The 24436-nt window shown below is 45.3% G+C and carries 31 protein-coding genes and 5 pseudogenes; 10 read left to right on the forward strand and 26 right to left on the reverse strand.

The annotated features are described in order from the left end of the window. Positions 1–184 precede the first annotated feature (184 nt). From FEF09_RS26790 to FEF09_RS26800, 5 genes are all read right to left on the reverse strand, one after another. Complete coding sequence (locus FEF09_RS26790) at positions 185–772, reverse strand: helix-turn-helix domain-containing protein (protein ID WP_261387811.1); 588 nt, start codon at positions 770–772, stop codon at positions 185–187. Positions 773–1247: 475 nt separating this feature from the next. Further along, on the reverse strand, positions 1248–1442 hold the full coding sequence (locus FEF09_RS33835) for a hypothetical protein (protein ID WP_261387812.1): 195 nt from the start codon (positions 1440–1442) through the stop codon (positions 1248–1250). Positions 1443–1575: 133 nt separating this feature from the next. Further along, positions 1576–1713, reverse strand: a complete 138-nt coding sequence (locus FEF09_RS33840; protein ID WP_261387813.1) for a hypothetical protein — start codon at positions 1711–1713, stop codon at positions 1576–1578. A 293-nt stretch (positions 1714–2006) separates the two neighbouring features. Continuing rightward, positions 2007–2372 carry a spondin domain-containing protein gene (locus FEF09_RS33845; RefSeq protein ID WP_261387814.1) on the reverse strand — a complete coding sequence of 122 codons (366 nt, stop codon included), beginning with the start codon at positions 2370–2372 and terminating at the stop codon, positions 2007–2009. A 103-nt stretch (positions 2373–2475) separates the two neighbouring features. Continuing rightward, complete coding sequence (locus tag FEF09_RS26800; RefSeq protein ID WP_186774552.1) at positions 2476–3126, reverse strand: SDR family NAD(P)-dependent oxidoreductase; 651 nt, start codon at positions 3124–3126, stop codon at positions 2476–2478. Positions 3127–3476: 350 nt separating this feature from the next. Here FEF09_RS26800 and FEF09_RS26805 point away from each other — a divergent pair, with 350 nt between their 5' ends. The 7 genes from FEF09_RS26805 (at position 3477) to FEF09_RS26835 (ending at position 12310) form a co-directional block, all read left to right on the forward strand. Then, positions 3477–3851: a hypothetical protein gene (locus tag FEF09_RS26805; protein WP_146307951.1), complete on the forward strand. Its 375-nt coding sequence runs from the start codon at positions 3477–3479 to the stop codon at positions 3849–3851. Between the two features lie 168 nt (positions 3852–4019). After that, positions 4020–4619, forward strand: a complete 600-nt coding sequence (gene wrbA / locus FEF09_RS26810; protein ID WP_146307952.1) for an NAD(P)H:quinone oxidoreductase — start codon at positions 4020–4022, stop codon at positions 4617–4619. A gap of 116 nt (positions 4620–4735) precedes the next feature. Further along, entirely contained in the window at positions 4736–5623 is an 888-nt protein-coding gene (locus FEF09_RS26815) for a retropepsin-like aspartic protease (RefSeq protein WP_146307953.1), read from the forward strand. A gap of 448 nt (positions 5624–6071) precedes the next feature. Beyond that, positions 6072–6437 (forward strand): hypothetical protein, encoded by a 366-nt coding sequence (locus FEF09_RS26820; RefSeq protein WP_146307954.1) that lies wholly within the window; start codon positions 6072–6074, stop codon positions 6435–6437. Between the two features lie 164 nt (positions 6438–6601). After that, the gene (locus FEF09_RS26825; protein WP_146307955.1) at positions 6602–7684 is read left to right on the forward strand and encodes an efflux RND transporter periplasmic adaptor subunit; all 1083 of its coding nucleotides are present in this window, start codon (positions 6602–6604) and stop codon (positions 7682–7684) included. A gap of 26 nt (positions 7685–7710) precedes the next feature. Next, a complete protein-coding gene (locus FEF09_RS26830) occupies positions 7711–10884 on the forward strand; it encodes an efflux RND transporter permease subunit (protein WP_146307956.1) in 3174 nt (1057 codons plus the stop codon). Then, the gene (locus FEF09_RS26835; RefSeq protein ID WP_146307967.1) at positions 10877–12310 is read left to right on the forward strand and encodes a TolC family protein; all 1434 of its coding nucleotides are present in this window, start codon (positions 10877–10879) and stop codon (positions 12308–12310) included. The genes FEF09_RS26830 and FEF09_RS26835 overlap by 8 nt, the downstream gene beginning before the upstream one ends. A 119-nt stretch (positions 12311–12429) precedes the next feature. On the opposite strand, the gene FEF09_RS26840 is transcribed toward FEF09_RS26835, so the two are convergent. Next, positions 12430–12756 (reverse strand): DUF4870 domain-containing protein, encoded by a 327-nt coding sequence (locus FEF09_RS26840; protein WP_089804018.1) that lies wholly within the window; start codon positions 12754–12756, stop codon positions 12430–12432. Positions 12757–12991: 235 nt separating this feature from the next. On the opposite strand from FEF09_RS26840, the gene FEF09_RS32005 reads away from it, so the two are divergent. The 3 genes from FEF09_RS32005 (at position 12992) to FEF09_RS26850 (ending at position 15177) form a co-directional block, all read left to right on the forward strand. Beyond that, positions 12992–13543, forward strand: a complete 552-nt coding sequence (locus FEF09_RS32005; protein ID WP_222597174.1) for a hypothetical protein — start codon at positions 12992–12994, stop codon at positions 13541–13543. After that, positions 13516–14775 (forward strand): LuxR C-terminal-related transcriptional regulator, encoded by a 1260-nt coding sequence (locus FEF09_RS26845; RefSeq protein WP_222597175.1) that lies wholly within the window; start codon positions 13516–13518, stop codon positions 14773–14775. Before FEF09_RS32005 ends, FEF09_RS26845 begins: the two co-directional genes overlap by 28 nt. A gap of 66 nt (positions 14776–14841) precedes the next feature. Beyond that, on the forward strand, positions 14842–15177 hold the full coding sequence (locus tag FEF09_RS26850; RefSeq protein ID WP_146307957.1) for a hypothetical protein: 336 nt from the start codon (positions 14842–14844) through the stop codon (positions 15175–15177). Positions 15178–15356: 179 nt separating this feature from the next. Here the strand turns inward: FEF09_RS26850 and FEF09_RS26855 are convergent, their stop codons facing one another. The 20 genes and pseudogenes from FEF09_RS26855 to FEF09_RS35070 all read right to left on the reverse strand — a co-directional run bounded on the left by FEF09_RS26855 (position 15357) and on the right by FEF09_RS35070 (position 24261). After that, the gene (locus FEF09_RS26855; RefSeq protein ID WP_315898194.1) at positions 15357–16991 is read right to left on the reverse strand and encodes a leucine-rich repeat domain-containing protein; all 1635 of its coding nucleotides are present in this window, start codon (positions 16989–16991) and stop codon (positions 15357–15359) included. A 103-nt stretch (positions 16992–17094) separates the two neighbouring features. Next, a complete protein-coding gene (locus FEF09_RS26860; protein ID WP_146307959.1) occupies positions 17095–17583 on the reverse strand; it encodes a hypothetical protein in 489 nt (162 codons plus the stop codon). Positions 17584–17866: 283 nt separating this feature from the next. Beyond that, on the reverse strand, positions 17867–18118 hold the full coding sequence (locus FEF09_RS26865; protein WP_146307960.1) for a hypothetical protein: 252 nt from the start codon (positions 18116–18118) through the stop codon (positions 17867–17869). Beyond that, positions 18105–18260, reverse strand: coding sequence for a hypothetical protein (locus FEF09_RS33850; RefSeq protein ID WP_261387815.1), 156 nt, complete (start codon positions 18258–18260; stop codon positions 18105–18107). Before FEF09_RS33850 ends, FEF09_RS26865 begins: the two co-directional genes overlap by 14 nt. A gap of 159 nt (positions 18261–18419) precedes the next feature. After that, positions 18420–18500: pseudogene (locus FEF09_RS35030) on the reverse strand (WGR domain-containing protein); the annotation flags it as partial. 148 nt (positions 18501–18648) lie between these two features. Next, complete coding sequence (locus tag FEF09_RS31050) at positions 18649–18897, reverse strand: hypothetical protein (RefSeq protein ID WP_186774554.1); 249 nt, start codon at positions 18895–18897, stop codon at positions 18649–18651. Between the two features lie 233 nt (positions 18898–19130). Continuing rightward, positions 19131–19400 (reverse strand): DUF6520 family protein, encoded by a 270-nt coding sequence (locus tag FEF09_RS26875; protein ID WP_146307961.1) that lies wholly within the window; start codon positions 19398–19400, stop codon positions 19131–19133. Then, positions 19397–19845: pseudogene (locus FEF09_RS35035) on the reverse strand (MauE/DoxX family redox-associated membrane protein). Before FEF09_RS35035 ends, FEF09_RS26875 begins: the two are co-directional and overlap by 4 nt. A 174-nt stretch (positions 19846–20019) precedes the next feature. Then, on the reverse strand, positions 20020–21003 hold the full coding sequence (locus FEF09_RS26885) for a type IX secretion system membrane protein PorP/SprF (protein ID WP_146307963.1): 984 nt from the start codon (positions 21001–21003) through the stop codon (positions 20020–20022). Position 21004: 1 nt separating this feature from the next. Next, positions 21005–22579: an Ig-like domain-containing protein gene (locus FEF09_RS26890; protein WP_261387818.1), complete on the reverse strand. Its 1575-nt coding sequence runs from the start codon at positions 22577–22579 to the stop codon at positions 21005–21007. Beyond that, positions 22573–22746, reverse strand: a complete 174-nt coding sequence (locus FEF09_RS26895; RefSeq protein ID WP_261387819.1) for an Ig-like domain-containing protein — start codon at positions 22744–22746, stop codon at positions 22573–22575. The genes FEF09_RS26890 and FEF09_RS26895 overlap by 7 nt, the downstream gene beginning before the upstream one ends. Then, positions 22735–22860: pseudogene (locus FEF09_RS33855) on the reverse strand (Ig-like domain-containing protein); the annotation flags it as partial. The gene FEF09_RS26895 and the pseudogene FEF09_RS33855, both read right to left, overlap by 12 nt. Beyond that, a complete protein-coding gene (locus tag FEF09_RS35040; RefSeq protein ID WP_409994890.1) occupies positions 22809–22985 on the reverse strand; it encodes a hypothetical protein in 177 nt (58 codons plus the stop codon). The pseudogene FEF09_RS33855 and the gene FEF09_RS35040, both read right to left, overlap by 52 nt. After that, positions 22958–23215: pseudogene (locus FEF09_RS35045) on the reverse strand (Ig-like domain-containing protein); the annotation flags it as partial. The gene FEF09_RS35040 and the pseudogene FEF09_RS35045, both read right to left, overlap by 28 nt. A gap of 16 nt (positions 23216–23231) precedes the next feature. Beyond that, complete coding sequence (locus FEF09_RS35050; RefSeq protein WP_186774558.1) at positions 23232–23444, reverse strand: Ig-like domain-containing protein; 213 nt, start codon at positions 23442–23444, stop codon at positions 23232–23234. After that, positions 23441–23569, reverse strand: a complete 129-nt coding sequence (locus FEF09_RS31065; protein WP_186774555.1) for an Ig-like domain-containing protein — start codon at positions 23567–23569, stop codon at positions 23441–23443. The genes FEF09_RS35050 and FEF09_RS31065 overlap by 4 nt, the downstream gene beginning before the upstream one ends. 42 nt (positions 23570–23611) lie before the next feature. Beyond that, positions 23612–23832: pseudogene (locus FEF09_RS35055) on the reverse strand (Ig-like domain-containing protein); the annotation flags it as partial. Further along, entirely contained in the window at positions 23810–23986 is a 177-nt protein-coding gene (locus FEF09_RS35060; RefSeq protein ID WP_186774560.1) for an Ig-like domain-containing protein, read from the reverse strand. The gene FEF09_RS35060 and the pseudogene FEF09_RS35055, both read right to left, overlap by 23 nt. Next, positions 23983–24114 (reverse strand): Ig-like domain-containing protein, encoded by a 132-nt coding sequence (locus FEF09_RS35065; RefSeq protein WP_186774556.1) that lies wholly within the window; start codon positions 24112–24114, stop codon positions 23983–23985. The genes FEF09_RS35060 and FEF09_RS35065 overlap by 4 nt, the downstream gene beginning before the upstream one ends. Positions 24115–24165: 51 nt before the next feature. Beyond that, positions 24166–24261, reverse strand: coding sequence for a hypothetical protein (locus tag FEF09_RS35070; protein ID WP_409994889.1), 96 nt, complete (start codon positions 24259–24261; stop codon positions 24166–24168). Positions 24262–24436: the final 175 nt, after the last annotated feature.

The raw sequence follows: 24436 nt of genomic DNA on the forward strand, positions 1-24436 counted from the left end.
CCGGCGTTCTCAAATATTCGAACAGATGACAACACGTATACCGACTTTTGGTATGATATATTCTTTGGCATCTGACAATTTGCAGATATATCGCCTATTTGCAAATTATTGCTCTTTATCTGCTGAAATCCGAAATCCTGCAGCCGGAATAGAGTTTAAAGAAACGACTGAAATGGCCGGACTGTCAAAAACCCAGCTCATAAGCGATCTCTTTTCCTGATTTATCCGTGTAATACAGATAGCGTTTGGCTTCAAGAATGATCCGGTTTTGAATCATTTTGAGGGTGAGGGTGTTGAAGCAGGGAAAGATATTACTGAGTGTTTTGGGGGATTTATTTAAAGCTGCTGCATAAAACTTCACTTCATGTTCCGTTTTATAATTGATTTCCAGCAGTAAAGCGAATTTGCGGATAATATCCATCTTCTCATCACTGAATTGCTGGTAACTTTCACTCTGCAGTTTGGCAAGGCGGGTAGTTTTAATGATCAGACGCTTAAAAGGATCCGCAGCATCTCTCCCGGAATTATCGCAGTGCTTCCATTCCTCCGTAAAATTACGTTCCATCTGCGCCATTGCAGCGACTTCTTCTTCCGTCAGTGGATGACATCGGATGTTTGATTCCATAAAAAAGAACCCGACACAGCCTACTTCTGCATCATGATTCACAATGCAATAAAACTCCCTGTTAAACTGCCATGCGATCAATTCGTCAGGGCGTTCAAAGGAGAAATGCTGATTTGATACCAGTGGCAGGATGGCATGCGAGGGCATGGTATATGTGATTTCATCAATTGTCAGTTCTGCGCCTCACCTTTGTTATACACAAATGTATTAACAGGTTTAGGTAACGGGTTACGGATGCCTGCCCTCTGAACTGCTCATTGCCAATATGCATCACAAATTTTGCCAGGGTCGGCTTTTCATCAAATTCCTTAATCATATCTCCATTTTTCAAAACACAAACATCTGAGTCATGCAACCGGATGGATGTTTATCATAATATACGTAGAAATAAAACTTTATGATAAATGATAAAAAGGCGTTTGTAAAACAAAACCTTTTTCTGCTTAGACTTATTGAATTGTGACTTTTATGATCTCAGGGATCAGTGGTAATGTGGTAAATGCATTGGGGTTGGGTACCTCCTGAATAGCTTTACTTTCTTCCAGCGGGGTGCCTGCCAGATTAAACTGGGTAATGCCTGCTCCCGGGAACTGGTCCTTAGCCGTACCGTCGTCATAAAGTCCTATACCTGATGAGAAATCTCCTTTTTAGTCGCATCTATCTCTCCTTTGGTTGCAAAGAACCAGTCATTGGAAAATCCATACATGGTAGCGACAGCGATCTTATCACCTGTTGTCACTGATAACTGCTGAGACACCTTTCCTCCCGCCTGTCCATTCAATGCAGGCAGCAATACGGTACTGTTTGCAGCTGGCAATACATACACTTTTTACGCCGGACAGCGTTTTCAGATACTCAGCCACTAATTGGCATTTCCTTTCTGCGCCAGTTCTTTTAATCCTTTTCCTCTGTCATTTTCGCCGGTTTTGAATAATGGATTCTCAATACCATTATATACCACTACTAATACGGAGAGAGCGGTGTGAAGATGCCTGTCTGACCCTGAAATATGTACCCAGTGCAGCGTTGTCTCCCATTTCAGCGATATTGGTCAGTCCGTTAGCTGAAGGTTTGCCATTTTCGTACAAAGGATTGGGATTCAGCAGATTGCCTCCTGCTATATAAGAAATGGCCCATACCCGGGACTGAAGGGAGTAGGATTTGTAGTGGCGCCGGATGTGTTACTGATGGTTAACGTAAAGGTCGAATTACCCTCGTATTCAGTACAGCCTTCATTAAAGAAGAAGCTGCTACATATTTATACCCTGTGCATCCGTACCATTTACTTCGGTTATATTTTGTGCTGTTGTTTCGGCTGTGCCGGGATGATTAACAGTGGCACCGGGCGCCTGATTGATACGTGTGCCATTATCCCATAGCTTTATCTGCGCAGATACATCTCCTCGATAGGCGTACCCTCTTCTGTATACAATTTAATACCGGGATTGGCCGGAGCAAAGAACAGGTCATTAGACCAGCCATACATCGTTGCAAAAGATACAGCCTGTCCCTTTGCTGCGGAAAAATGCAGCGCTACTGATTCTCCGGGCATGACAAGAGGAGAACTTCCCTCGTGCTGAAAGGTGCCTGACTCTACCAGTGGTTTTGCATTCAGCACATTTTCTACTACAATAGTAGAAGACGTTACCGGAGGATTGCCTGTATTATCATCATCCTTATCGCAGGACATTAACAGTAAGGGAACGAGTCCCATAGATAGCCAAAGTGTTACGTGTTTGCTGTGCATAGTTTTGATCCGTTTTAAGTGACAAGACAAAACTAGTGTACAGTACAGGGGAGAACGCTATCTGCATTTCCCGGAAAATTGACGATATTTCCCGAAATGACCTTTAGTGCTTCCGCATCTCCCTCTCCTGTTTCCGTTGCTTTTTCATTCTCTGCTTAACTCCATCATCGATACCTCTTCCTGCTGGCATTGGCTGATAAATAGCTCCCACAGTATCCGGAACCGGCGGTCCCGCCTTAATCTGGTATTTATGCGCGATATTAGCACTGATCCGCTCTGTCAGGCGGGGAAAACCGCGGTGAAACATCCATACACTATGGGCTTTCCAGCCAACAGGTACCTCCCTGCGGGGACGGAGCGACTTGCGTAATACGGCATTGACGATCTTTACAGGAGGGTCTAATGCCAGCATAGAAGGCGTCCCGCCTGTATAATTAGCTGAATGCCGCCAAAATGGAGTATCTGCCGCCCAGGGCTCAATAGTTACGACCCTGATGTGTTTGTATCCGTCTATACGCAATTCCTGACTCAATGCCAGTCCAAGACTTCTGACGCCAGCCTTTGATGCCGCATAAGGTACCTGATATGCCAGCGGCACTTCACTGTCTACCGATCCCATATTGATCAGTGTTCCGTAACCTTGTTTTCTAAAGACATTGATGGCAGCATGACTGGCGTAAATAAAGCCATTAAGATTCACATCAATCACACGTACCTGATCTTCCGGAGGTGTATCCCAAAATTTCGCGGCCAAACCCACTCGAGGCACCGAGGATAACAAAAGTCTTTTGTCCCAGTTTCCGTTGTCCTGATTTGCCAGGTTTTGCAGTATTGCAGCTTGTCATCAGGTTAGCCCATAATACAAAGAAGAGGACTGTAGTGGTTAAATGTCTCATAAGGCGGTAGTGATAAAGTATGACGTCCAATTCCATACCACTGACAAACATGGATACACAAACCTGAACGGCCAACACAAATAAGGTTTAGCATACTCCTAACATGTACTTTTGTCAACACTTATCCCCCGGTAATACCTGCATGCTTCTACCTTATCCCGCTGGCATAATTGCTGTTTCGCACCTTGTAGGACCAAAACAGTTGACCATGAAATTTATAAACACAAAGACACACGGATTTATCGACTACATTGTAGCTATTCTCCTGATCGCCGCACCATGGCTTTTCGGATTTTATGATGGCGGAGCAGCCTCCTGGGTACCGATCGGCTTTGGTATTACCACAATTTTATATAGTCTCATGACAGATTATGAGCTAAGCGTTGCTCACCGGCTCAACATGAGCACACACCTGACACTGGATGTGCTCAGCGGCTTCCTGTTAGCGCTATCCCCGGTATTATTGAGTTTTTCCGACCATGTATGGTTGCCACATGTGATCGTAGGGCTTCTTGAAATTGGGGTAGCTTCTATGACTAAAATTGTGAGTGGCGCAAATGCCAAAGGTTTTGCAAACGTGTAACCGCTTTCCATATGATGATTACAATAACAGGTTGTTCCTGTTAAAGAGACTATGGTATATCCTTTGTGACAATCCGGGTAAATTCGGACCAGAGTCAGACCCAACAATGCATAACTGCTGCTTGTTGTCTCTACGTGGAATACTCCAGATCTTATAAAAACATCATCTATGGCAAAAGTCGCAATCATCTATTACAGTCAGACAGGGACTACACATCTGCTGGCAAAAGCAATTGAAGAAGGAGCAAAGGCTGCCGGTGCGGAAACCCGTCTCCTGAAAGTAAAGGAAACGGCGCCCGATGAACTTTGGGGAAATAACCCGGTATGGAAGCAACACATTGAGGAAACTTCCGGCGTTCCTGAAGCCTCCAACGATGACCTTGAATGGGCGGATGCTATTATTTTTGGCTCTCCTACCCGTTATGGCTTACCGGCGGCACAGATCAAGAGCTTCATTGATCAGACGGGCGCATTATGGGCGAAAGGTGCATTGACCGATAAAATTGGTTCTTCCTTTACTTCTACGGCAACCCTGCATGGCGGACAGGAAGCCACGATACTCGCCCTGAACACCGCCTTTTATCACTGGGGAATGCTGATTGTTTCTCCGGGTTATGTAGAACCAAGTCAGTTCCAGTCGGGAAACCCTTATGGTACTTCTTTTACCTCCCAGAATGGGAAACTGGATCCGGACGAAATCGCTGTTACGGCAGCAAAATTACAGGGCAGACGGGTCGCAGAGATCACTGCCAGATTTAAAGGAGCCTGATCTGATCAGCCGTAAAATATCCGGGGGACCCGCCATGGTCCCCCTTTTTTATGTTATTTATATAACTCCGCCGGAACTACGACATTCTGCAAAATTTCCTACTTTTAAAAGAAAAAATGAGATCAGTATTCCTTTCACTATGCCTGGCCGTCTTTATACCTTTTGTGTTGTTTGCCCAATCAGCCAAAAATGAAATTCCTTTCAGTTTGTTACCTTCCGGCCACATTCTCGTGAAAGCAAAAGTTGACGGTCTGGATGGAAACTTTATCTTCGATACCGGCGCCGGTCTTACTGTATTCACCAAAACATTCTTTGATAAACTGAAACAGGTCACACCGGAAGACGGGGGTTATACCGGTTTCAGGGCAACAGGAGAAAGATTAGACATTGCACTGTTCAGAGTAAAGACTTTTGAATTTGGCAGCCTGAAAAAGACAGATGAAGAGATCAGCTATGTTGACGCCAATCTGGGGGGTATTGACGGTATCATTTCCCTGAAACTGGTAGAGTCTCAGCCTTTTACTATTGATTTCGACAAAAAAGTTATCCGTTTTGAATCTGCCCGGACCCTGACGGAGATCAGGAAAAAGGCCAGAACGGTGCCGGTGCAGCTGGAGCAGTCCCGCGATAAATCACTGACGATATTCTCTTATTTCAAGATCAATGATACATTGAACCTGCAGCTGTCTCTGGATAGCGGAGCGGGAAAAGATGTGTTCAGACTGAATGCCAGATACCTCAAACAACTGGGGGTGGATATTAATGACACTCTCCATGTTAAGCAATTTGCAAAGAAGAGTGAGATAGATACCAACCATGTATCACACATCTATCTTACTACTTTAAGCAGTATTGCTGCTGCGAAAGAACCTGCAGTTGGCAGAAAAGACTTCCCGGTGCAGTTTCTTGAAGGATTGATCTATGACGGTATTATCTGGATCAACTGGTTTGGTCAGAAAATCACGTTTGACCTTGATAAAAAAGTATTGTTAGTACAACGTTAAATACAAACTTATTAAGCAAATTTTAAGCTCCCGGAAGGTTACCATCATCAACCGGGAGCTTAAAACATAAAGAGGAGATTGCCTGTTCCATCTTCCCACCCTAATAACCTCATTATCAATACAGTACCCGGTCATTAAGCCCTTATCTCCGGATCAAGTCCACCTTATGTCCATAATAACCTCATAATCAATACCCTACAACCACCTATCGGGTTCCAGTTTTAAGCACCGATACGCCAGAGGAACGCCCATTCCCAGCCAGTATAGCTTTATTCACCCCCGCTTGCTTATCCGGCCGGACAAATGATCCTGATTCCTGTCATCTCCCTTAAAAACAAGGATTTTAAAAATTGATTAAAATTTATCTCTCCCCCTTTTCTCTCTCAAACTTTATCCTAGTTTTGGCTCCCAAATGAGAGTAGCAATAATTTTTGTATACCTGTGCATCTTGCTGTTGAAGGGGAATGAAAGTTCCTTTGCACGTGCGTATCAAAACGACGGAAGCTACACTCTTTCCATTCAGGAGCAGGATCTGCAACAGGGTAACGGCCGCTTCACCACAACAAATGAGGACTGCTCCGTAGTCAGAGATACCCGTCCCATTATGGAGGATGAGTATATTATCAGTGAGGAAGTGGAAGATGAAGATCCGAACAACTACTTTAGTCCCAAAGTTAAATTACTGGCTAAAAGCCGTGACGCATACGCCTATCAGACCAGTTTAAGGTACCTGCGCAGGTACTTTAAAGCCCCACCTTTTTTTTCCGATCAGATATCTTATAAATACCTTACTCAGAGAGCATTAAGAATCTGATTGGCTGCATACCTCAGTTGACGGAGGTGTTTTTACGCATGCCAGTCGGATGTACCATATCCCTACTTTCTTCTGCATAGTCGTTTCTTACTCCCATCTCCGGGACTGATGTGTTCAACCCAGCCATTATCATTCAAGCATCCTATCGTTTATTATCAAATATCATGAAGAGAATCGTCATGTTTACAAGCTTGTGTGCGCTGTTATGGCACACCAGCTGCAAGCCACACAAAGAAGAAAAAGAAGAAGTAAGCAAGTACGCTGTTACCAGTCCGATGGTCATGGATACTTCCTTTACAAAAGAATATGTTTCGCAGATCCGTTCTGTGAGAAACATTGAACTTCGCGCACAGGAAAAGGGTTATCTCGAAAACATTTATGTTGACGAAGGCCAGTTCGTTAAAGCCGGACAAACACTGTTCAGGATTATGCCTAAGCTGTATGAAGCTGAATTATTGAAAGCAGAAGCTGAGGCAAAAGCTGCAGAAATTGAACTGCAGAATGCAAAAACACTTGCTGACAAAAACATCGTTTCCAAAAACGAGCAGGCAATGGCGCAGGCGAAACTCGATCAGGCCAAAGCTGAAATCGCACTTGCTAAGCTGCACCTGTCATTTACTGAGATCAAGGCACCATTCGCAGGTACAATCGACCGTATCCCTAAAAAACTGGGAAGCCTGATCGATGAAGGAGAACTGTTGACCAGCCTCTCCGACAACAGCGAAATGTTCGCTTATTTCAACGTATCCGAGCCGGAATACCTCGAGTATCAGACCAATGCAAAAAGCCGCGGTGACAATCATGTCAACCTGCTGCTGGCCAACAACCGCGCCCTGCCTTATAAAGGTGAGGTACAGGTCATTGAAAGTGAGTTTGACAATGAAACAGGTAATATCGCCTTCAGAGCAAAATTCCCTAACCCGGACAGACTGCTGAAACACGGCGAAACCGGTAAGGTATTAATGACAATGCCTTTAAAAGATGCGCTGATCATTCCTCAGAAAGCTACTTACGAGATTCAGGATAAAAAGTACGTATTCGTAGTTGATAAGAACAACGTACTGAAATCAAGAAACATTACTATCAGTGGCGAAGTTCCAGATCTGTATGTAGTGCAGAGCGGTCTGTCCCAGAATGACAGGATCCTGCTGGAAGGCATTCAGAAAGTAAAAGATGACGACAAGATCAGCTATGAATATCTGGCGCCGCAAGAGGTGATTTCCCACCTGCGATTGAAAGCGGAATAATCTATCATTCCTAATAGCGTAGATCAATGTTTAATAAATTTATACAGAGACCGGTCCTCTCAATAGTAATATCGCTGATTATCGTGTTTCTGGGTGTGATCTCCATCACCTCATTACCGGTAACGCAATTCCCGTCCATCTCTCCTCCCAAGGTGAATGTGACCTGTGAATACCCTGGTGCGAACGGTGAGCTGATGATCAAATCTGTGATCATCCCACTGGAAAGAGCCATCAACGGTGTTCCCGGCATGAAATACATGACCTCTGACGCAGGTAACGACGGTGAGGCCACCTTACAGGTAGTATTTAACCTCGGTACCGATCCGAATCAGGCTTCCCTGAACGTACAGAACCGTGTAGCATCCGTAGTAAACAAGCTCCCGCCACTGGTAGTGCGTGAAGGTGTGAAGGTATCCCGTGTGGAATCCAGCATGCTGATGTACGTGAACCTGTACAGTGAAGACCCGAATGCCGATCAGAAATTCCTCTTCAACTTCGCCGACATTAACCTGTTGCCGGAATTAAGAAGGGTTGACGGTGTGGGTTTTGTGGACATCCTTGGTAACAGGGAATACGCGATGCGTATCTGGCTGAAGCCTGACCGTATGCTAGCCTACAAGATCTCTGCAGATGAAGTGATGAAATCACTGTCTGAGCAAAGTCTGGAAGCCTCTCCCGGTAAAACAGGTGAAAGCTCCGGTAGAAGGTCTCAGTCTTTTGAATATGTATTAAAATACTCCGGAAGGTTCAACTCTAAAGAGCAATACGAAAACGTAATCCTGCGCTCCAATCCGAATGGTGAGATCCTTCGCCTGAAAGATGTGGCAGAGATCGAGTTCGGCAGCTCCATGTACGATATCTATTCAAACCTGAATGGTAAACCATCCGCAGCGATCGTATTGAAACAGTCTTACGGTAGTAATGCGAGTCAGGTAATCAAGGACGTTAAAGCGAAACTGAAAGAGATCAAAGGTAACTCCTTCCCTAAAGGAATGAACTACGAGATCAGCTATGACGTCTCCAAGTTCCTCGATGCCTCTATCGAAAAAGTGATCCATACCCTTGTGGAAGCATTCGTACTGGTAGGTATTGTGGTATTCCTCTTCCTCGGTGACTGGCGTTCTACTCTGATCCCGGCAATGGCGGTACCTGTATCCCTGATCGGTACGTTTGTATTCATGCAGTTCTTTGGTATCACCCTCAACCTGATCACCCTCTTCGCCCTTGTATTGGCGATCGGTGTCGTGGTGGATGACGCCATCGTGGTAATTGAGGCCGTCCATGCCAAGATGGAGGAAGAACACCTCTCGCCACTGAAAGCCACTAAAAAGGCTATGCATGAGATTGCGGGTGCGATCATTGCGATCACCTTCCTGATGTCAGCGGTGTTTGTGCCGGTGGCATTCATGTCAGGACCGGTAGGTATCTTCTATCGCCAGTTCTCCATCACTATGGCAACGGCGATTATCCTCTCCGGTGTGGTAGCGTTAACGCTGACGCCTGCGCTTTGTGCGATGATCCTGAAAAACAATCATGGCAAAAAGAAGAAACTCTCCCCTGTAGATAAATTCCTTGCTGCGTTCAACAGAGGCTTTGATAAAACACAGGGCCGCTACATGCGGATACTGAAATCCATTATCAACAGACGTCTGGTAACATTCGCATTGCTGGCCGGATTCTGTGCGGCAACCTGGTATCTCAACGGACACGTGCCTTCCGGTTTCATTCCGAATGAAGATCAGGGTATGTTGTATGGTATCATCCAGACGCCTCCGGGATCTTCGCTGGAAAGAACCAATCAGGTAGCAGAAAAATTACAGAAAATATGTGAAGAGATTGATGGTGTGCAATCCGTATCTGCCCTTGCAGGTTATGAGATCCTGACGGAAGGTACCGGTTCCAACTCAGGTACCTGTCTGATCAACCTGAAAAGCTGGGAAGAACGTAAACATTCCGTGCAGGAGATCATTGAGGAACTGGAAGAGAAATGTAAAGATATCACCGGTGCCAATATCGAATTCTTCCAGCCACCAGCCGTACCGGGTTACGGTGCAGCGGGCGGTTTCGAATTACGTCTGCTTGATAAAGGAGGTTCCGGTGACTATAAGAAAATGGAAACTGTAAGCAATGATTTTGTGGCAGAACTGAGCAAACATAAAGAGCTGGCTTCTGTATTCAGCTTCTATTCAGCCAGCTTCCCGCAGTACATGCTGAAGATTGACAATGATATTGCCCAGCAGAAAGGTGTGAGCATCGATAATGCCATGAATACATTGTCTACATTGATAGGTAGTAACTACGAGATCAGCTTCATCAAATTTGACCGTCCTTATAAAGTGATTATTCAGGCATCTCCGCAATACCGCGCACTGCCTGAGGATATCCTGAAACTGTATGTAAAGAATGACCGTGATGAAATGGTGCCTTTCTCTGCATTCATGAAGATGGAAAAGGTATATGGCCTGTCTGAGATCACCCGTTACAACATGTACAACTCTTCCCAGATCAGTGGTTCTGCCGCACCGGGATATAGTAGTGGTCAGGCCATTCAGGTCATTGACGAAGTAGCGAAGAAAACACTCCCGAGAGGCTTTGGTATTGACTGGGCAGGTATCTCTAAAGATGAGGTGGCGCAGGGTAATCAGGCGATCTACATCTTCCTGATCTGTCTTGGTTTCGTATACCTGATTCTGGCGGCACAGTATGAGAGCTTCATCCTGCCATTCGCAGTAATCCTCTCCCTGCCGGCTGGTATTTGTGGTGCGTTCTTCCTGCTGACTGTATTAGGACTGGAAAACAACATCTACGCACAGGTAGCCATGGTAATGCTGATCGGTCTCTTAGGTAAGAACGCCGTACTGATCGTGGAATTTGCCGTGCAGAAACATCGTTCCGGCGCTACCGTACTGGCGGCTGCGATGGAAGGTTCCAAAGTAAGGTTCCGTCCGATCCTGATGACCTCTTTCGCATTCATCGCGGGTCTGATCCCTCTGGTGGTTGCTACAGGTCCTGGTAAGATTGGTAACCGTACCATTGGTACAGCTGCTGCCGGCGGTATGTTATTCGGTACCATCTTCGGGGTACTGATCATACCCGGATTATATTACATATTCGGCAAGATTGCGGAAAAACGCATGCTTGTGAAAGAAGAAGAAGAAAATCCATTAACCGAGGAAATCGATCATAATGTATATGTATAAATTCAGGATAAACAGGAGTATCGGTGTGTTGGGAGTTTGTCTGGCAGTAGCCAGTTGCGGGGTACCGAAAGTAGTAACGCCGACCGAAAACAAATCGGTTCCGGGCGCCTACAACGGTAATCAGGATACCACCAATACTGCTTTGGTACAATGGCGTGAATTTTTTAAAGATAAAGACCTCGTAAACCTGATCGACACAGCGCTGAAAAACAATCAGGAGCTGATGATCACCTTACAGGAAATAGAAATTGCCAGAAACGATATCAGGTCGAGAAAGGCACAGTTACTGCCGTCAGTAGGTGTAAGGGCGGGTGCAGGCGTAGAGAAAGTAGGACGTTACACCAGCCAGGGTGCCGGTGACGCGACTACGGAGATAGAGCCGGGAAAGGAAATGCCTGATCCCCTGCCCGATTTTATGATCGGCGCCTATGCTACATGGGAAGCAGATATCTGGAGCAAGCTGCACAATTCTAAAAAAGCAGCAGTGACCCGTTATCTGGCCTCCGTAGAAGGCAGAAATTTCGTACTGACCAACCTGATCGCAGAAATCGCTAATTCTTATTATGAACTGCTGGCGCTGGACAACCAGCTCGAAATCATCAGACAGAATATCGAACTGCAAAAAAGCGGGCTGGAAATCGTAAAGGTGCAGAAAGAGGCGAGCAGGGCAACAGAACTGGCCGTGAAGAAATTCGAAGCGGAAGTATTGAAGTCCCAGAGTCTGGAATATGAAGTGCTGCAACAGGTAAAGGAAACAGAAAACAGGATCAACTTCCTGCTGGGTCGCTACCCACAGGAAATTGCAAGAGACAAAGGCAATTTCCTTGAGGTACTCCCATCAATGGTAAATACCGGTATCCCTTCGCAGCTACTGGCTAACCGCCCTGACATCAAACAGGCAGAACTGGAACTGACAGCCGCAAAACTGGATGTGAAAATAGCCCGCGCGGAGTTCTATCCTTCATTGGGTATTTCTGCAGGTGTAGGCTTCAACGCTTTCAAGCCTTCCTATCTGTTTAAGATGCCGGAATCCCTGTTGTATTCACTGGCAGGTGATATCGTAGCGCCATTGATCAACAGAAATGCGATCAAAGCTGAGTTTAGCAGTGCCAACGCCAGACAGCTTCAGGCCTTATATAACTACGAGCGGACCATCCTGAACGCCTATGTGGAAGTGTCTACGCAGCTCTCCAACATCAACAATCTGGAGAAAAGCTATGACCTGAAATCCAAACAGGTAGACGCGCTGACAAGGTCCATCGAAGTCTCTAACGACCTGTTCAAATCTGCCAGAGCCGATTATTTAGAAGTATTGCTGACGCAGCGTGATGCACTGGATTCCAAACTGGAACTGGTGGAAACAAAAAAATCACAGCTGAATGCAGTAGTGAACATCTATAGGAATTTAGGAGGTGGATGGAAATAAACATCCTCTTTTATAAACGAGAGCCGGTCAGTAGTACTGACCGGCTCTGCTGTTTATATCGGGTTATGACAATCTAAGGGATTAACAACAACGGGCTGAAAGACCTGCGGCCCAACGGCTCACAGATTGAATTTCCCCTCCACTAATTTCCCTATCAATGGTATAGGGCGCTGTGCCTCATTAGATGCCGTAATAATTCCTAACAGCATCAGAATGAACGGGCACAGCGAAATGATGTAAAACAATGTCGCCAGAGATGGCAGTATACCAACCAGTATTCCACTGGCAATACTCAGAGCAATAGAGAAAATGATAATACCGAGGGACTGACTCAGGTGATACTGAACAAACGGACTTTTATCGTCAGACTTCCTGTATGAAAGATAGGCAACTACCCATCCTATCAGTGTAATATAGGCAACAATGGCCATCGTGCGGTTCGTCATGATATGGATTTTTGATACCATGCAAACCTAACATGTGATCAGGGACTTACCATGAAAACAGCGGCTACAAGCGGACTACGACTACCATTTGACGCGTCTACAAAGCGTCTACGAAAAATAGACAATCAAATGATTATCAACTACTTGATATTTTCAAGCCTTTTCTGACCAGATTCTTTTTTGTACTTTAGTCCGGATGTTACGAGAACTCATAACCATATCGCTATTGCTCATCATGAGCCCCATTACGTTTGCCCAGCAACGATATATTGACTCACTGGAAGCAAAACTGAAGCAGCAGGAACTGTCTGATTATGAAAAGACGGTTATCCGCTGTAAACTGACAAGGGCTCTTTTTGAGACAAATCCCGACAAAGCCGTACAACTCACAAATGATGCAGCTGATGCGCCCGGAGCAGACGCCAAAGCCTGGCTGTATGCGACCAGAATTCATCTGCTGGTACAGCGGAAGGATAAACCCGGCGCCTACGCAGCTATGGACAGCGCTATGCGCTACGTCAACAGCGCCAAAGATCCGGTCGCCAAAGGGATGGTCTGGTTCAGAAGCGGCTGGCTCGACCTGATAGATAACGAGAATGACGAGGCAGTTGCAAAGTTTCTGAAGGCACTGGACAACTTTAAGGGGAGGCAGGGGCTGCCTATGCCGCACTCACCTGTCACTATCTCGCAAGTATCTATAGTTATGGTACAGATCCTGCAAGGCAGGGAGAATATGCCCGCCGCAGTTATACGCTTGCATTGCAAAGTGGAGAACCTGACGTGCTGAATACAGGCTATTATACCATCGGGCAATATTATTATGACCGCTATAAACTGAATCCTAAACAACAGTCCTTACTGGATACTGCCAAAGCCTTTTACACGCAGGCGCTTGACCTGAATAAACGTGATCCCGGACATATACTCGTAAAAAGCAATACGGCCGGTATTGCTCTTAATATGGCCAATATCTACTTTCAGCACTACCCTGTCTCCTACCGGGACAGCGTATATCATTATCTGGATCTGGCAGAAAATATCACTTCGTCCAGTGGATTGACCGAAATACTGGTCAACTGTTATGGCATGCGTAGCGAATATGAATTACTGAATAATAATCCCGCAGAAGCGGAACTCATTCTGTTAACCGCATTGGCCCGGACAGAAAGTTCACCGATAAAAATGCCCCTGACCCAGTCACGTATTTATAATGCTCTGGCAAGAGTCGCTGAGAAACAGGGCGATACCAAAAAGGCGCTGGGCTACATGAAAAGTTTTGTGGCCGCCAATGAGAAAGCCTTCAATCAGGAAAAGATCAACAATACCCAACGTATAGAGGCCCGCTACCGAGCCGTCCAGCAGGAACAGAAAATAGCCCTGCTGGAACAGGAAGCTGCTTTCCGGGGCAAACGGAACCTCTTATATATAGGACTGGGTATTGCAGGATTTCTTGCACTGACCTTATTACTGGTATCTTATAATTACCGGCTGAAAGCATCCATCCGAAAACAGGCATTGATAGACAAGGAGAAAGAAGAAGTCATTCTTAAAGTAAAACTGAAAGAAGCAGAAGCGAGTCAGCTGATGGCAGAACAGGCACTCCTCCGGGAACGTCAGGAAAGACTGGAAAAAGAACTGCTGGCCGAACAACTGCAGAAACAGGAGAAAAATCAGCTGATGGAGATGCTGGCAGATAAATCGACCGCTGGCAACGATCAGATTAAAAAGCTGATAAAACGCCAGCAGCAGCTCGACGAGGAATACGAAGGGCACAAAACGGACTTTGTGGAAGTACACGCTGCCTTCTTCGAACAATTACAACAGAGAGCAGGCGATTCCCTTACAAGACTGGACATGAAATACTGTTCCTATATACTGATGGGGCTTTCTAATAAGGAAATATCCAACCGTTTAAACATTGAAGCAAAAAGTATCCGTATGGCGCGGTACAGGATCAAGCAAAAACTGGGCTTAGGAAAGGATGATAATCTGGACAATTTTATCAGGACACTGGGGTAAAAAAATATTTTCAGGGTTACCCAACCCTCTGCTTTCATGAAGGGGTATTACTATCAAACAAACTTTATGAAAGCGACAACAATCAAGCAAACTTTAGTAGTACTGTTATCTGTTAGCCTGTTCTTTTCCTGCAAAAAAGATGACGACAAACCTACCCCTCCAAAAGGCTGTACCATAGATATGGCCAGCATTGCCGGCACCTATAAACTAACGGCATTAACCTACACCGCATCTGGTGATAAAGACCCTGTCAACTACCTGCCATTCCTTGATGACTGTGACAAAGACAATATCACTATTTTCGGCAAAGATGGTAGCTATGAGTACAAAGATCTGGGCGTTGTCTGTGATCCGTCTTCTTCTGAAAAGGCGTATGGAAATTACAGGATAAAACGATTGTAATAGACGGCGAAGCAACAGGGGCGATCGAAAGCTTCGACTGTAGTAAACTGGTATATTCTGCGGGCGGTATCTTATTACCGGGAGATAAAATGACAATGACCTATACTAAACAATAACAGGTCCCTATACAGATGAATAACGTATGCTCTTTCAGAAGAAAGAGCATACGTCGTTTGTGGTTATTGTTTCTTTAACCACTGTTTATATTCTTTACTGTCTGTTATATCATTCAGACCTGAATAAGCATTGTTTTCTTCCAGTGTTTTCTTTGCCAACTGCCACGCTTCTTCTTTTTTGCCGAGACGCAATAGTATTCTGATCTTCGTATCATAGATAAAATACTCGCTCTTGTCCTTCACCCATGCAGCCGCCTGATTGATAAGCGCTAAAGCTTCTTCCATTTTGGCGGTATCCTCATATGTTTCATGCATCTCCCAGGCTACTGCGTTCCCCATAATACGGATCGCTTCCTTGTAGAATTCAACCATACTTGTATCCGGCAGCATATCCGCAGGTATCAGGGACAATCCTTTCAATCCGGTTTCAATACAGGTCAGACGCCCCTTTTTCTTATCTTCTTCGGACATATCATCATAGTCGTCATCACTGGCAAGATTGCTGTATGCATTCGTTTTCACATAGTGCAGATACAGGAACAGGTATTTGTCTTTTACCTTACCTGTATTAAAGTATTCAAGGGCCTCGTTGTATTTCTTTATCGCGTTCAGCGGTTCTCCTGCATAATTAAACCACAGTTCATTACCTGCTTCAATAAGATCTGCCACTTCCTTCCATAGTTTGGCTGATGGCGTATCTATCACTTCATTAGGTACCCAGTTCTCACGTACATCGAGATCTACGTCTGGCAATCTTTCTGCTATTTGCAAACGATCGTCAATAGTGAATGAATTTCCTTTCAGGTTCAGCGAGCGAAGATGAGGAAGGCTGTATAATTCTTCCGGCAATGCAGCCAACATGTTATCACTCAGATCCAGTATACGCAATTGCTGTAATGCACCAATTCCTTTCAGGTGTTCGGCTGTCATTGGTTTCCGCAAATGCCCCACCATTCTTCCATCACCGAAATCTGCTTTACTGGCCTGCAGATCGGATAGTTCCTGTAATCTTGCAGGGTCATGTGCGAGGTTTTTCGCGATCTCGTCAAATCCATCCTGTTTAAGATCCTGCAACCATCTCCGGTAAAGATCCAGTTTCAGTTCTTCAAGAGAGGTGATCTTAAAGAATCCTTTCAGAATGCTTTGTTTCACCAAAGGACTTGCCGGATAGTTATAAATACCGGAAGCATGTATTTTTTTCAGATTCTTCAGCGACGAGAGATCTGGCAGTTCGTTGATATAACACAAGGCTCCATCCATGTACAACTCTTCCAGTGCTGTCAAGGCGGTCAGTTCGCCCGGGATCTGTTTGAAAGAATTCATATTGATGGACAGGCGTTTCAGTCCGGTACACGCGAGGATGGCCGCCGGAAAATCTATCGGACTTACTTCCGTGCAGGCGTCACAACACAACTCTTCCAGTGCCGGGATACCGGCTGTTATTCCGAAGCTGTTACAATTTGTTACGTCAAGTATACGCAGGGAAGTTGACTGGCTGAAGTCAGCCGGAATTTTCAGGTCATTATTCTTAGAGACGTCCAGCACACGCAGATGCTTCAATTGTGCCAGTTCTACAGGCAATGTCTCCAAAGCACATGAGGATAGGTGTAATTCTTCCAGCTGTTCAAGGGCGGCAATATCTGCGGGAACCGCTCCGATCTCATTTCCGTTTAAGGTCAGTTTTTTCAGAGCAGGAATGTGGTTAGTATTGCGGGGAACTTATTAAAGGATTTCTTGCTCAGGTCAAGCACCTCAATCGTTTCGGGCTTTGCCTTCAGGCGCTCCAGTTCGTCCATGACGATCAGACGGCTGGCCTGTATGCCTTTTTCAGAGGAGACTTTTTAGCCTGCAACAATTTGATAAATGCATGCCGGCTGAACGCTTCATTTTCAAAGGCGGCTGCAACCATGACGTCCGGGAAATCCTTCTCCGTAAAATCATACGTAAAGAAGTCATTGGAATCACCAAAGTAATTGATCAGAATGGCGCCTTTAGGCGTAATATTCGTATCATGGTCCGAATTCAGCACATAGGGTACACTGGTAATACCTTCGATAGTGATCGCACCATCATTATAGTTACCGTCCAGCGCATATTTAATATCTGCATTACCGGTGATATGAATAAATTCACTGCCACTATACAATACATCACATTTTACATTCCCACGCACAAACAGGCAGGGAAAGCTTTCTTCCCCTAATGAGATATCTCCTTTTACGGTCAGGTTACCATTTACCAATACCAACAGGTCTGCAATTTCAGCAGGTTCTTCCTGATCTTCCAGCATCTTCCGGGCCAGATCCGCATTCAGATCACCATCGATAGTCAGGCCTTTCTCAAAGTATAAAACGAGATTAAAATCAATAACACCGATAGGATCATAACTGCTGAAATCGAACTTTTGCTTTGCTTCTTCGACAGTTAATATTTCCGGTTGAGCTGATACAACCGTTTCTTTGGGTATTTTGGCAGCTGCTCCGATGAAGCCGGGTAAAACTCGTCTCTGATAATGTGCTGACCTTTGTTAATGTATTTAGTCACTTTATCACTATCAGCGTATTCTTTTTCCTTCACCAGTTCAGGACGTAATACAGTAATATCGCTATATACAACATCGGGCCTTCTACTCCACGATCACCGACAACTGTTCCGGATACGCCTCCTTTAAATGTAAAGGAGTGATCATCTGCAAAGATGGCTACTGCCTGCGTACGACCTTCTACTGTCAACTCACCGTGGTTATAATAACCGTAGATAGTCTGTTCTGCTATGAGATCTCCTTTGATATAAAATTCTCCGCCACCTTTATTAATGCTTTTCACATGCACATTTCCGGTGACCAGCATGTTCACCATTATCGATATCCGGCTGGAATAATACGCCATTAACGGTGAGGTTGCCGTCTACGATGATGCCGTATATATCTTCTTTCGCAATGACGCAGAATTTATAGGTATCCAGCATGGTATCAAATGTAACATCACCTTCATACAGAAGATACTTCCCGCCGTCGTCGTACAGACCATTAATGTACTGGTCAAGCTGGAAACGTTCTACGGCTTCTTTCTCGGAAATAATAGCATAATCAGCGGATGTGAGGGTATTCCCTTCTTTTACAATCTCTTTGTAGCCTTTTCCGGTCTTTTCTTCGACAAGCTTGTCATATTCCTGTCGGGCTTTTGCGGGGTCTTCAAATCTTTTGTTGTGGTCTTTCCCTGGGTACCGATCTTACCATATCGGGTGGAATGGTGTAGGCAGACAATGAAATTTGCCAGAACTTTGAGGATGTCCCATCCTGCAATTCGAAATACTGGAGCATTCTTTTGATAGGTTTTACAATAATGATGTTCGCTTATAATGTCCGGTCTGTGCGACTGGCCACATATTTATTTAATACAGAATCTTCGATATATTGAGTAAAATTTCCAACAGCAGGATCACCACAATTTCTGCTAATGGCCAGTTGTCCATTATGGAAAAGCTGAAAGGAAAAATCTTCGGGTGAAACAGCAGGTCCGGAACGCAGCAGGGTTGGAATAGAATCCGTGGCATCACCTTCATGATGATTGGCGGTATATTGCTGGCATGCTAACAAAAACATATCATAGTCTCTAAGGAAATGGCTTTCATCAGATATTAGTCCCGGTTATGGGAATAAATATAATGTAAATCTTTTATTATATCCGGGAAGTTTATATATCACGGGATCTGATACACGCAACATGTAGAAACACAAGCGGTTTTCATCAATTACCAGTCACCATGATACTATTGAGAAGGCTTTAAATAAAGAGGTCCCCTTATACCGGGGACCTCTTTTTATTGTACACTGTTTTAGGGCAGGATAGGCCCGCTATAAGGTTGGGTAACATGACCCGCGGCGTCTGTCGTTCTGTATATGGCCTTCAGACCATAATTACCGACTGACACAAAACATTGCCATTGACCAGTAGAGCAGGGAAATGCCAGCCACTGTAAGGTCTGACCGTTATGAGTAAACCATACCGGAGGCGGCACACGCCCATTGACAAGCGCTGTAGCAAAAGCACCTGCTACACAGGATGAGATAACGAGTAGTGTAAGAATGATTTTTGCACGTTTCATCTGAAGTGTTTTAATGTTATTGAAGGGAGTTTTCCGTTGAGCGGCAGGTAGGGACTGTAGATCCCCAGCAGACAACAAACAGTAAAACCTATATTGACAAACAGGTGTGTCTGCCAGGACATCGTATTAAGTATGCCTGCACATGAGCAGGGAATGTAGGGCGCAAATGTCAGCAGGTAAACGTTATACGATGTAAACAGCAGCATTAATACCAGTGCCGCAAAAAGTGCCTTTCTACGAAAGTGTGTAGTCAGTAGTAACAAGCCAGTACTATTTCCGTGGTGGGTAGTAAGAACGAGAGAATAAGGGAGTAATCTTTTACAAGTGGTGACTTACTGAGCGTATCCTGAAAACGGGCCAGTCCGAAGTATTTGCTCAATCCTACTGTGAGGAATAGCATGGCGATGAGGTAAGCCATCAGCAATTCAATGGATGATCGCTTCATTTCCCGGATTTAGATATTGGTTGATAATAATGACAGAAAGGTAGGAAGATATTATGCTATATATTATCAGTCTGCATATTAGTTACGTTTATGTCCGGAATAGCTCAGTTATAGCCTTAAACACAAAAAGCCGGTGTAAGTAATTTACACCGGCTTTTTATATCATTTATTTCATCAGAAGAATTTCGGACAATCCACTCTTGCTTTCTTTCTCTCCGGACTAAGCATAGATCCGAAGGTATATCCGATAGACAATTCATGCGTTCCGTTATTGTAGCTCTGCAGTGGTCCAGTAGAAAAGTCGTAGGCATATCCAATGCGCAGATTTTCTGTCGGGAATACCTCTATGGCTGCGATAGCGGAGTTGCGGGTGGATAATGCTTTCTGCAGATAATCCTTACTGTAGAGGTCAATACGGGTACGATAACCGCCACCTACCCAGAGCATCTGTCTGAACAGCACGAATACGTTCAGGTCCATACTGGTGGGTCCTCCCCTGTCGTCTTTGATCAGGAAAGACGGCTTCAGCTGTATCTGTTCATTTACCGGCAACATAAAACCTGCAGTCAGGTAGTAATGCGGTCTTGGTTGCGGGATATATGCGTATTTGGCCTTATTGACGTGTGGAGATACCAGATTATCAACAGAAAATCCGGCATAGAATGTCTGATCAGCGTAATAGATCCCAGCTCTGGCATCCGGCACCATCGTTTTGATAACACCCGGTGTGATCGTTGTTTCCGGATCCTGTGTCCAGAGCTGCCGGCCATCTATTCCCAGCTGTACCAATCCGGCACTGATACCAAAAGAGAGTCTGGCGGTACCATCCTCATTTGTTCTGATACGATAAGCGTAGTTGGCATATACAGATTCAGAAGTCTGGGCGCCCAATCTGTCTCCACCGACCTGTACCCCCCAGCCCACATTACCCTCAGCAGCAATGTTGTCTACCGCGATAGAGAAACTCCTTGGAGCCCCATCAATACCTGCCCACTGATTACGGTAATAGCCGTGTATGTTCAGCACCTCTTTATACCCAGCATATGCAGGGTTAATGTATATACCGTTAAACATGTACTGGCTGAACTGTGCGTCTTGCTGAGCAAACGCAAGTTTGCCCAGCAGTAACGACATCATCAATATTAGACTTCTTTTCATGTTAATCTTTCATTTTGCGGATAATCGTTGTGTATCCTTTCACTACTTCCCACTCACCGTTGGCTTTTTTCACACGCAACAGGTAATAGTAAGTACCATCGTTCAATCCGGTGCCGCTCCATGTATTCTGATAATTCCTCTGTCTGTATACTTCGTTGCCCCAACGATTGACCATTATTAACTCATTTTCTACATACTTGTTAAGTCCGCGTATCTCAAACACATCATTCTTACCATCACCGTTTGGTGTAAACAATGGTGGTATTCTCAGGTCTGTTTCAACGATGGTGACCTTCACCACAGCAATATTTGAGATATAGCCATCCACATCGCTGATCTGGTAGCTGAAGTCATCTTCTCCGGTATAACCGTTGTCCGGTACATAACGGATAGTACCATCTTCATTGATCGTTACCTGACCATGTTTAGGGATACTGGTGATCGTCAGATCCGGAATACTGAAGATGGATTCAACCGGGTCATCATTATACAGTACCGGAATGACAACAGCGATACTTGCACGTGTTTCAGCCTGATCATCATTTGCCTGCGGCGGAGCAGGAACGATTGTCTCAGTAGGTGTATCGTTATTCAACGCTGTACCGGAGATATCTGTAACCGTTGCATCAGCAGGTGTAAGACCGGTAACTGTTGCTGTATTAGTAACACTGCCGGCTTCCTTATCCTGTTGTGTGATGTGGTATACTGCTGTCATTGTCACAGATACGCCAGGTTGCAGGGTTCCGCTATAGTTCTTCGTTACACCCATCTGTGGATCAGATACCACGATGTTGTGCAGAGGAACATTACCTGTGTTTGTGACATGGAATATGTAAGTGATATCGTTTTTATCCCTTGCACCTATTTTCACCAGTGCAATAGCCGGATTCGGTACTATGGTGATAACAGTGATATCGACTGTTACGGTTACGGTTCCTCCGTTACCATCGCTGATGATGATCGTGAAGCTATCAGGACCGGCATAACCGGTATTCGGTGTATAGGTATAAGTACCATTTGCATTAACGATCGCTGAACCATTTGCAGGAGGTGTACCCAGTGTATAGGTCAGGACATCACCGTCTACATCTGTTCCGCTTACCGCGCCGTTAACAGGTGTATTCAGAGGAGTAGACTGCGTATCGCCGGTGCCGGTTGGTGCATCATTTACAGGCGTAACGATGATGCTTACCGGTACGGTGATAGAACCGCCGTTACCATCACTGATCAGGATTGTGAAGTTATCCGGACCATTATAATTCGCATTTGGCGTATAGATATAAGTACCGTCTGCGTTGACGATCACACCTCCATTAGCCGGTGCAGTTCCCAGCACATAAGTCAGCGGATCACCGTCTGCATCATTACCAGTTACCGCGCCGTTTACAGGCGTATCTTCCAATGTGGTCTGTGAATCACCTGTACCGGTTGGTGCATTATTAATCGCCGTGACAGTGATATCAACTGTTACGGTCACTGTACCGCCATTACCGTCGCTGATAATGATTGTGAAACTATCCGGACCACTGTAACCTGTATTTGGCGTATAGGTATAAGTACCATCGACGTTTACGATCGCCGTGCCATTTGCGGAGGTGTACCCAGTGTATAGGTCAGTACGTCACCGTCTACATCTGTTCCGCTTACGGCACCGTTGACAGGCGTGTTTCTTGGTGTGGTACGGGTATCACCGGTACCGGTTGGTGCGTCATTCACAGGAGTAACGACGATCGTTACAGTCACGGTAGCTGTGCCACCGTTACCGTCGCTGATCACTACGGTGAAGACGTCAGTCCCGTTGAAGTTTACATTCGGCGTATAAACAAACGTTCCATCTGTATTGACGGTGACGATACCATTTGCTGTGTCGTTGTACCTATAACATAAGTCAGAGGATCGTTATCTGCATCGACACCGGTTACTGTTCCACTTAACGGAGTATCCTCAGAAGTGGTCAGATTAAGGTCGGCGCCGGTCGGTATATCATTATTGCTGTAACAGTAATATTGATAGTCACGGTAGCTGTGCCACCGTTACCATCGCTGATTACTACGGTAAAGGCATCCGTACCAACGAAATTCACATTAGGTGTGTAAACGAATGTGCCATCTGTGTTTACTGTGACAGTACCATTTGCTGGTGTCGTCGTACCGATGGCATAAGTCAGCGCATCACCGTCCGCATCTGCTCCTACTACTGCGCCGTTCAGCTGCGTGTCTTCTGGGTAGTCAGGTTTTGATCTGCTCCGGTTGGAATGTCGTTAACCGCTTAACAGTGATATTGATAGTTACAGTGGTAGTTCCACCATTTCCATCACTGATTACTACTGTGAAAAGATCCGTACCTACGAAGTCTGTGTTAGGTGTATAGCTAAATGTACCATCTGTATTGACTGTAACTGTACCGTTGCCCGGTGTAGTTGTGCCAATCGCGTAAGTCAGCGCGTCTCATCTACATCATTACCTACTACTGCGCCATTCAACTGCGTATCTTCTGGGGTAGTCAGGTTCTGATTGGCTCCGGTTGGTGCATCATTGACTGCTGTAACAGTAATATTGATAGTCACGGTAGCTGTTCCTCCATTTCCATCACTGATTACTACCGTAAAGGCATCCGTACCAACGAAGTCTGTATTGGCGTATAAACAAATGTGCCATCCGTATTAACTGTCACTGTACCATTCGCTGGCGTTGTCGTGCCTATTGCATATGTCAAAGCATCACCGTCTGCATCTGCTCCTACTACTGCGCCGTTCAGCTGCGTATCTTCCGGTGTAGTCAGATTCTGGTTTGCGCCGGTTGGTGCGTCATTTACGGCCGTACAGTATATTGATAGTTACGGTAGTTGTTCCACCATTTCCATCGCTGATTACTACGGTAAAGGCATCCGTACCTACGAAGTCTATGTTAGGTGTATAGATAAATGTACCATCTGCATTGACTGTTACAGTACCATTAGCTGGCGTTGTCGTGCCTATTGCTATGTCAAAGCATCACCGTCTGCATCTGCTCCTACTACTGCACCGTTCAGCTGTGTATCTTCTGGGGTAGTCAGATTCTGGTTTGCTGCGGTTGGTGCGTCATTTACGGCCGTAACAGTATTGATTGTCACGGTAGCTGTGCCACCGTTACCATCGCTGATTACTACTGTAAATAGACGTACCTACAAAGTCTGTATTAGGCGTATAACTGAATGTGCATCTGTATTCACGGTCACAGTACCATTAGCTGGTGTTGTCGTGCCTATTGCATATGTCAAAGCATCACCGTCTGCATCTGCTCCTACTACGGCGCCGTTGAGCTGCGTCTTCTGGCGTAGTCAGGTTCTGGTTTGCTCCGGTTGGCGCATCATTTACTGCTGTAACGGTGATATTGATAGTCACGGTAGCTGTTCCACCGTTACCGTCGTTGATTACTACAGTAAAGACATCCGT

Origin of the sequence: Chitinophaga pinensis (assembly GCF_007896845.1) — a bacterium.
Lineage (GTDB): Bacteria > Bacteroidota > Bacteroidia > Chitinophagales > Chitinophagaceae > Chitinophaga > Chitinophaga pinensis_C.